Consider the following 7,115-nt stretch of genomic DNA (forward strand, 5'->3'; position numbering starts at 1 on the left):
TCAAGATTACTTTTCTTTACTTTTTCACCAAAGACATCAGATAAAATTTGCAAAAGTTCGTGACTGGCTTTTTTTACGTGCTGGGCGCTATAACCATAATTTTCTGAAACATCAGCATATTTTTGACCATTTAGTATTCCCGCGATAATCCTCCGTTGCAAGTTATTCAGATGTTTATTTGTCTTGGCGTAGACAGCTTCATCGACAGATTGCAATATCTGAGGAATGTCCATAAGTGGGTAGATGAGGTAGTTATGGTTACTATATCCAACTTTTTCCCACTTTTTGCAACTTTTTTGGGTGGTTATGCCAATTATTTATATTTCTTTACGAAAGATCCAACTTTTTCCCACTTTTTCGGCTTTTCAGGCGTTGAGGGGCAGAGCTAGCATGAGAAATGAAAAGTTCCATAGGGCAAAAGGAAACAAGAGAATGCTTAAGAAAATTACTACTTATTCAGCTATAGTTTTGATATCAGCGCTTTCGGTTGTTACTTTTTTATCTTTACCTAGTGAAGCACGCAATCGTTGCCGAGGGTTGGGGCAACATTTAGATCCTACTATGCAATGCAACGTGACAGAGTTTACTGCTCAAGCTCCAATTCCTTCTAGTCGTCCCGGCATTGCTGAAATTCAGCGCGTACACCATGAAGTGATAGGAGTGACTGGTGGCAATGCTTACGTAGCTACTGCTCAGAATATGCTTGCTAATGGAAAAACGCTTCGAGATGTAAGAATTTATTTGATTGACAACTTCTCTGAAGCAGCAATTCAGCGTGTACACACTGAAGTGATAGGAGTGACTGGTGGCCGCGTTTACGTAGCTGATGCTAAGGCTATGCTTGCTGATGGAAAAACGCTTCGAGATGTAAGAATTTATTTGATTGACAAATTCTCTGAAGCAGCAATTCAGCGTGTACACAATGAAGTGATAGGAGGGAATGGTGGCCCCGCTTACGTAGCTACTGCTAAGGCTATGCTTACTGATGGAAAAACGCTTCGAGATGTAAGAGAGTACCTAATCAGGAACTTTAAAAGGTAACTTAAATCAATAATACTTGCATTAATTTTGGGTAAGTAGACCCCAGAAACCCGCTTTCTTCAAGAAACCGGGTTTCTATGTAAAGTCACCTGAAAAGCGCTTTATTCCTGAGATATGATAGAGATGACTTCTAGAAAATTTTCTATGAGCATCAGTCTCACTTCTGAACAAGAACGTTTTATTCAAACCAAGCTGCAAGCTGGGAAATACCGATCGGCCCAAGAAATCCTAGAAATAGCCTTGCAATTGCTCGATGAATAAGATCGCGCCGATGCTGCTTATGTTGAGGATGTGCGAGCAAAAATTGACGCCGCCATCTCAGCAACCGATCGAACACCACCCATTGACGGCGAAACTTTTGTCAGCGAAATTTTAGAACGTTTCCAGCAAGGGCGTCAGACACAAAAATGAGCCGCTACGTTATCAACATTCTCGCGAAGCTACTTTCCGAATCACTCTTGCTGGAAGTAGTGGACAACACCCACCTCTACCGCTATGTGCCAATAACTATAGCTTGTCCCTTAATAGCTGTAGGTATAACCGCTAAAACCTTTGGTATCAGAGGCTTCAGATCCGCCAAACGGTTAGATGATGCCTGCAAAACAAGCACTGCTATGTCAAAATCTGGCAAATTTTGCTGAAATGACAGGTTACGGTCAACTGTAATGAAAATATCAAATTCTGTCGCCGCAAGAGCAAGAAGCTGTCCATTTTTTGTGCCAGCCCATCCCATCTGTGGAACTGTTTTCACCTCGTAGCCTACAAACTCTCTGGCAAGTTTGCGATCGATGCACTCATCTAGAAGAAGCTTCATATTATGCCACCATGCTGACAAATTGTTTTCCAACTTCTTCCAATAATGCGATAACTTGCTCCCTATTTACCGTCGGAAATCCATCCAGAAAATCATCAATAGACTCTCCCGCTTTCAAATAGTCTAAGAGTGTCTGCACCGGAACTCTTGTGCTAGCAAAAACCGGAGTTCCACCCATAATTTCGGGAGATATGCTAATAACAGAAGAGTTTTTAAGCATGGTCTTTTATCTTTTTACTCTAGTATCTATATTTTATCTAACTCTGCAAAACTTACTACGATCGAGTCGAAGATTTCTTTTCGCAGCAAGTACCAATGATGCTTGCAGAAGTAGCGATCGAAAAGCGATCGCAATTCTCCCCTATGCGTCAAAAAGGTTAGCCAACCGCAATGCAATTACCCTTCTGTTAAAATGAAAACAAATGCAAGAGGTATTTCTAATGAGTATTTGTGACATAGCGATCGCATTGAACTGCGTGATAGACTTAAGACTAGATTGCTAGTTACTCGGTGAAGTCAGCATGAACCCACAGTTAACACAGGTTTTTGAGCTAACCCTCTCGGAAAAATTGCAACTTGTCGAAGACTTATGGGACAGCATTGCCGAGCTTCCCGATCGAATCCCTGTACTTGACTGGCAAAAAGAAGAACTTGCCAGGAGAAAAGCAAGATATTTGCAAAATCCAGAATCGGGAAGTTCATGGGAGGCAGCTAAGGAACGAATTCGTAGCAAAAATTATGGTGCTTAGAAATCTGATTATTCTCCCAGAAGCAGAACAAGATGTTGCGGAGGCTTATGTTTGGTATGAAGAACAGGAACTTGGTTTGGGTGAGGAGTTCCTTCGTTGTGTCGATGCTTGCATTCAATTTATACGGCGAAATTCAGAGATGTATCCGGTAGTTCACGAGAGCTATCGAAGGGCTGTAATTCGCCGCTTCCCTTACGTTATATTTTATGAAGAAGTGAACTATACGATTATTGTTTACTCAGTTTTTCACTGCTCTCAAGATCCGCAGAAATGGCGTAGTCGTCTGCCGTAGGGATTTGCATTTGCACCTCCTACAATTCTCAAGCGAGGCGATGTTTACAGAAGTAGCGATCGCTTTTCGCAGCAAGTACCCATGATGCTTGCAGAAGTAGCGATCGCTTTTCGATCGCAATTCACCCTTGCTGTATTCCTAAGATATGATAGAGACGACTTCTAGAAAATTTTCTATGAGCATCAGTCTCAATTCCGAAGAAGAACGTTTTTGTTTTGACAAGGAGAAATTATGACTACCGATACGGCTTTATGGAAAATCGTTGTTAATATGCCAGATGATCTCAAGAAAGAACTTCTGCATTATGCAGAATATTTGCTTGAAAAGTATCCAAATTATCCAGAAAATACCAAACAAACCCAAGAAATTGCTGATAAACGTCCTTTAGCGGGTTCAATGAAAGGAACTTTTGTTTTGCCTTTGCCAGATGATTTTGATGAACCACTGCAAGATTTTGAGGAATATATGTAATGAATTCTATTTTGTTAGATACCCATGCTTTTATTTGGTTAGCAGAGGACGATCCAAATTTACCTGTTTCGCTGCGAGATGCGATCGAAAATACAGATAACGTTTTTGTCAGTATTGCGAGTTTTTGGGAAATATCTATCAAGATTAAGATAGGTAAACTTTCTTTGCTATCTGACTTTAATGAGATGGAATATAGCTTTCAATCTACAAGATTTAAGCTATTGCCAATTTCCTTAAAAGATACAATACAGCTTTATAATCTCCCCTTGTATCATAAAGATCCGTTCGATCGCATTCTGGTAGCACAGGCGATGAATAATTCTCTAGTTTTAATTAGTCGTGATGTGGCTTTTGATGCTTATCCAGTTCGGCGAATGTGGCTATGAATAAGCGGTAGCTACAGTTTACAGATTGGACTATTTGTTAACATGGAACTGTAGGTATATTGGTAATGCAAGTATAAGACCACATAGCATTTGGCCTAACTTTAAGAATCATATCTTTGGGAGTAAACATTTCCCAATATGCTAAACCAGAATCATCCTCAATTTCTGGGATAAGTATCAACTCATATCCATTCGAGAAACCCATATTAAAACCTAACTCTGGAGTAGGTACAAACCAACTAATATGATTATGCTCGATCGCTTTAATTTTTTGTCGAATATTTTCCGCATCTTCCTCAGAAGTAACAATAGTTTCTCCTTCCGATTTAAGTTTCCAAGGATTTCCTCGCGTTCCTACTATCCACTCTCCTTTTTCTTTACCAGCCATCGATTTTTGGGAGTAAGGAATTCTTGCACCAATATGAAGGCTTAATTCATCTCCATAACTTAAGTTGGCTTTCCAACAGATTTGTAAGAAAACATTCACTGTGATTTTTGCTATTTCCCTGATATCCCTTAATTTGGTCACTTTCCGAACAAAGTTAGTATCAGTAGGGTATTGCCCACCTACAATTTTAGTGCGATCGCCTATCGAGACATACTTACCGCTATCGGTTCAATTTTGGAAACTGCCACTGCAATAACTGCAAACGCCTCACCTTCTTCATTCAATACCTCTAAAACATAACCATCTTCCTGTCCTTCAGGTCTTGGACAATAATCTACTATAATTGCAGTAGTTCCCTTCGGCAAATTGTATTCAGTAATATCTTCTTTTAAACTTACTTCGGAAAACATTTCAAATTCCATAATCCACCTCTTATAGCTAATTTGGTAAAAGTGTAACAAATCTTGTCTCATTAGAAAATGAATCTACAATCCAGAAAGTCGCTACTTGAAGACTAACTCCATTAGAACCTACTAAAACTCCTTCAATCTTATAGATATTACCAAAAGGACTTTCTTTATCTAAAGTAGCTTCATTCATCAGCAAGCTTCTTAAGTCCCGTTCAAGTTGTTGCCAGTTATCAAGAGTATATCCTGCTTGAGCTAAAAACCCAGACTTATCATCTTTTGGTTTCCATACTAGCAAATATCTTGTCAGCTTTGCTTCAGGAATAACTGCATTTGGATTGAGATAAGTCACTTGCTTAATTCAGGATAAATCTAAAAGTTTAAGTTTTTGCCCCTAAAGTAAGGTGGGCAATGCCCACCCTACCATATTAACCCAGTTGCTTCAATCTTTCGCGCAAAATCTCCGCTTGCTTCTGTGCTTCCGCTAACGCATCCCTAGCAGCTTGCACCACTTCCGGCGCAGCTTTATCCACAAAATTAGGATTGCTTAAACGCCCAGAAATTGATTTAATTTCCGCTTCTATTTTGGTTAATTTTTTCTGCAACTTGGCGCTTAAAGCTGCTACATCTACGATACCAGCTAGCGGAATTAAAACTTGCACAGTACCAACTACACCCGCCATATTCTGCCCGATTTCTCCATCCAAACTAGGAGTAATGGTCAGATTTTCCACCTTAGCTAAAGTTTGAATATAACTTTCGCCAGATGTCAGGATTTGCCGTTCTCTGTCGCTTTCACTTTGCAAGATTGCCGTTACTTTCGCACCTGGTTTAATATCCACCTCAGCGCGGAGATTTCGCAAAGTGCGAATTGTGTTAATTAGCAAATCGAAATCTTGTTCCAATTCTGGATTAATTAGCGCTGTATCTGCTTTTGGAAAAGCTTGCAACGCCAATGATTTATCCTCGCCAGATTGAGTGAGAGTATGCCAAATTTCCTCCGTAATATGCGGCATGAAAGGATGCAGTAATTTCAAAGTTCCTTCCAACACGAAAGCAATAGTTTGTTGGGCAACCTTTTTAGTATTAGCATCGCTATCTTTTTGCAGGCGAGACTTCACTAATTCGATATACCAATCGCAGAAATCACCCCAGAAGAAATCGTACAAACCTTTCGCCGCTTCTCCCAAACTGTAACTTTCGATATATTTGCCAGTTTGCTGCACAACCTGATTATATCGGGAGAGAATCCATCTGTCTGATAATTCCAGATTTTCTGTTGCTGCTTCGCCTAATTGTTGCGGCGTTTGTTCCTCCAAATTCATCATCGCAAAACGAGAAGCATTCCACAATTTATTCGTGAAATTGCGCGAAGCTTCCACCGCCGATGATTCGCCTGTTTTGCGGTTGTATCCTTCCATGCGGATATCTTGACCCGCACCTGCTACTTGCTTCACCAAAGTGAAACGCAAAGCATCTGTGCCATATTTATCAATTAAGTCTAACGGGTCGATGCCATTACCTTTGGTTTTCGACATCTTTTCACCGTTTTCATCCAACACCAAACCGTGAATGTAAACGTCTTTGAACGGCATTTTTTCGGTAAAATATCCTGCCATCATCGTCATTCTGGCAACCCAGAAAAAGATGATGTCAAAACCAGTAACTAGGGTAGAAGTTGGGTAGTAAAATTCCAAATCTTTGGTATTTTCCGGCCAACCTAAAGTAGAAAATGGCCACAATCCAGAAGAAAACCAAGTATCGAGAACATCTGGATCTTGTTTTAGCTCGAATGGCTTTTTCCCATTAAAAAAAGCTTTTGCTTTCTCTTGGGCTTCTACTCCGCATCGCGCTACAAAAAAGGGCGTACTATCAGTAATTTCGCCATTAGTTTCGCTGACAGCATACCAAGCGGGGATTTGATGACCCCACCACAATTGACGAGAAATACACCAATCTTTTAATTTCACCAACCAATCGCGATAAACTTTTGTCCAGCGTTGAGGTACAAATTCCGGCGAGTTTTTTTCATCCAAGAATTCTAACGCTTGGTCAGCCATCGGACGAATTTTGACGAACCATTGAGTAGAGAGGAGAGGTTCGATCGCAACTTTACCGCGATCGCTATAAGGTACAGTATGCTTATAATCCTCAATCTTGACCAAAAATCCATCATCTTCTAACCGTTGCACCACGTTTTTCCGCGCCACAAAACGGTCTTGCCCAACAAATGGCCCTGCATTTTCATTCAGCGAGCCATCCTTATTCATAATATTGATAAACGGCAAATTATGCCGCTTACCCATTTCAAAATCATTCGGGTCATGCGCTGGCGTTACCTTCACACAGCCAGTACCGAATTCCATCTCTACCAACTCATCGCCAATAATCGGAATTTCCCGATTCATAATTGGCAAAGTCACCGTTTTCCCAATTAAATGTTTGTAGCGATTATCGTTAGGATTCACCGCCACCGCAGTATCACCCAACATCGTTTCCGGTCGAGTTGTTGCGACTTCCAAATAACCCGAATTATCAGAAAGCGGATAACGGAAATGCCACAAATT

At 40.5% G+C, this 7,115-nt stretch carries 13 protein-coding genes and 1 pseudogene; 6 read left to right on the forward strand and 8 right to left on the reverse strand.

Annotated features, from left to right (window positions below; genetic code table 11):
* A pseudogene (locus tag H6S82_RS12760) lies at positions 1–233 on the reverse strand (hypothetical protein); the annotation flags it as partial.
* A gap of 199 nt (positions 234–432) precedes the next feature.
* Here H6S82_RS12760 and H6S82_RS12765 point away from each other — a divergent pair.
* Complete coding sequence (locus H6S82_RS12765; RefSeq protein WP_206756864.1) at positions 433–1,041, forward strand: hypothetical protein; 609 nt, start codon at positions 433–435, stop codon at positions 1,039–1,041.
* 144 nt (positions 1,042–1,185) lie between these two features.
* Positions 1,186–1,302, forward strand: coding sequence for a type II toxin-antitoxin system ParD family antitoxin (locus H6S82_RS33460; protein WP_242056929.1), 117 nt, complete (start codon positions 1,186–1,188; stop codon positions 1,300–1,302).
* Between the two features lie 232 nt (positions 1,303–1,534).
* On the opposite strand, the gene H6S82_RS12775 is transcribed toward H6S82_RS33460, so the two are convergent.
* The 3 genes from H6S82_RS12775 to H6S82_RS33990 are packed head-to-tail and all read right to left on the reverse strand — an operon-like array spanning position 1,535 to position 2,227.
* The gene (locus H6S82_RS12775) at positions 1,535–1,855 is read right to left on the reverse strand and encodes a DUF5615 family PIN-like protein (RefSeq protein ID WP_190466834.1); all 321 of its coding nucleotides are present in this window, start codon (positions 1,853–1,855) and stop codon (positions 1,535–1,537) included.
* Position 1,856: 1 nt separating this feature from the next.
* The gene (locus H6S82_RS12780; protein ID WP_190466830.1) at positions 1,857–2,075 is read right to left on the reverse strand and encodes a DUF433 domain-containing protein; all 219 of its coding nucleotides are present in this window, start codon (positions 2,073–2,075) and stop codon (positions 1,857–1,859) included.
* Between the two features lie 26 nt (positions 2,076–2,101).
* Positions 2,102–2,227 (reverse strand): hypothetical protein, encoded by a 126-nt coding sequence (locus H6S82_RS33990; RefSeq protein ID WP_255512253.1) that lies wholly within the window; start codon positions 2,225–2,227, stop codon positions 2,102–2,104.
* A 149-nt stretch (positions 2,228–2,376) separates the two neighbouring features.
* Between H6S82_RS33990 and H6S82_RS12785 the strand changes: the two genes are divergently transcribed.
* The 4 genes from H6S82_RS12785 (at position 2,377) to H6S82_RS12800 (ending at position 3,753) form a co-directional block, all read left to right on the forward strand.
* Positions 2,377–2,604 (forward strand): addiction module protein, encoded by a 228-nt coding sequence (locus H6S82_RS12785; protein ID WP_190466826.1) that lies wholly within the window; start codon positions 2,377–2,379, stop codon positions 2,602–2,604.
* Entirely contained in the window at positions 2,594–2,896 is a 303-nt protein-coding gene (locus tag H6S82_RS12790) for a type II toxin-antitoxin system RelE/ParE family toxin (protein WP_199315370.1), read from the forward strand. Before H6S82_RS12785 ends, H6S82_RS12790 begins: the two co-directional genes overlap by 11 nt.
* A 231-nt stretch (positions 2,897–3,127) precedes the next feature.
* Complete coding sequence (locus tag H6S82_RS12795) at positions 3,128–3,367, forward strand: DUF2281 domain-containing protein (protein WP_190466823.1); 240 nt, start codon at positions 3,128–3,130, stop codon at positions 3,365–3,367.
* Entirely contained in the window at positions 3,367–3,753 is a 387-nt protein-coding gene (locus H6S82_RS12800; RefSeq protein ID WP_190466821.1) for a type II toxin-antitoxin system VapC family toxin, read from the forward strand. The genes H6S82_RS12795 and H6S82_RS12800 overlap by 1 nt, the downstream gene beginning before the upstream one ends.
* Before the next feature lie 37 nt (positions 3,754–3,790).
* Here the strand turns inward: H6S82_RS12800 and H6S82_RS12805 are convergent, their stop codons facing one another.
* From H6S82_RS12805 to H6S82_RS12820, 4 genes are all read right to left on the reverse strand, one after another.
* Entirely contained in the window at positions 3,791–4,240 is a 450-nt protein-coding gene (locus H6S82_RS12805) for a hypothetical protein (protein WP_190466818.1), read from the reverse strand.
* A 101-nt stretch (positions 4,241–4,341) separates the two neighbouring features.
* Positions 4,342–4,563: a DUF4926 domain-containing protein gene (locus H6S82_RS12810; protein WP_190466814.1), complete on the reverse strand. Its 222-nt coding sequence runs from the start codon at positions 4,561–4,563 to the stop codon at positions 4,342–4,344.
* A 16-nt stretch (positions 4,564–4,579) separates the two neighbouring features.
* The gene (locus tag H6S82_RS12815) at positions 4,580–4,900 is read right to left on the reverse strand and encodes a DUF6883 domain-containing protein (RefSeq protein ID WP_190466811.1); all 321 of its coding nucleotides are present in this window, start codon (positions 4,898–4,900) and stop codon (positions 4,580–4,582) included.
* A gap of 76 nt (positions 4,901–4,976) precedes the next feature.
* Positions 4,977–7,115 (reverse strand): valine--tRNA ligase (locus H6S82_RS12820; protein WP_191056282.1); only part of this gene is annotated, 2,139 nt, incomplete at its 5' end.

It is taken from the genome of Planktothrix sp. FACHB-1355 (assembly GCF_014748295.1).
Lineage (GTDB): Bacteria > Cyanobacteriota > Cyanobacteriia > Cyanobacteriales > Aerosakkonemataceae > Aerosakkonema > Aerosakkonema funiforme_A.

Bases quoted from the DNA above. Each gene is read 5' to 3' on its own strand.
- H6S82_RS12785 (WP_190466826.1), top strand. From the start codon at position 2,377: ATGAACCCACAGTTAACACAGGTTTTTGAGCTAACCCTCTCGGAAAAA.
- H6S82_RS33460 (WP_242056929.1), top strand. From the start codon at position 1,186: ATGAGCATCAGTCTCACTTCTGAACAAGAACGTTTTATTCAAACCAAG.
- H6S82_RS12775 (WP_190466834.1), bottom strand. From the start codon at position 1,855: ATGAAGCTTCTTCTAGATGAGTGCATCGATCGCAAACTTGCCAGAGAG.
- H6S82_RS12780 (WP_190466830.1), bottom strand. From the start codon at position 2,075: ATGCTTAAAAACTCTTCTGTTATTAGCATATCTCCCGAAATTATGGGT.
- H6S82_RS12790 (WP_199315370.1), top strand. From the start codon at position 2,594: ATGGTGCTTAGAAATCTGATTATTCTCCCAGAAGCAGAACAAGATGTT.
- H6S82_RS12800 (WP_190466821.1), top strand. From the start codon at position 3,367: ATGAATTCTATTTTGTTAGATACCCATGCTTTTATTTGGTTAGCAGAG.
- H6S82_RS12765 (WP_206756864.1), top strand. From the start codon at position 433: ATGCTTAAGAAAATTACTACTTATTCAGCTATAGTTTTGATATCAGCG.
- H6S82_RS12795 (WP_190466823.1), top strand. From the start codon at position 3,128: ATGACTACCGATACGGCTTTATGGAAAATCGTTGTTAATATGCCAGAT.
- H6S82_RS12810 (WP_190466814.1), bottom strand. From the start codon at position 4,563: ATGGAATTTGAAATGTTTTCCGAAGTAAGTTTAAAAGAAGATATTACT.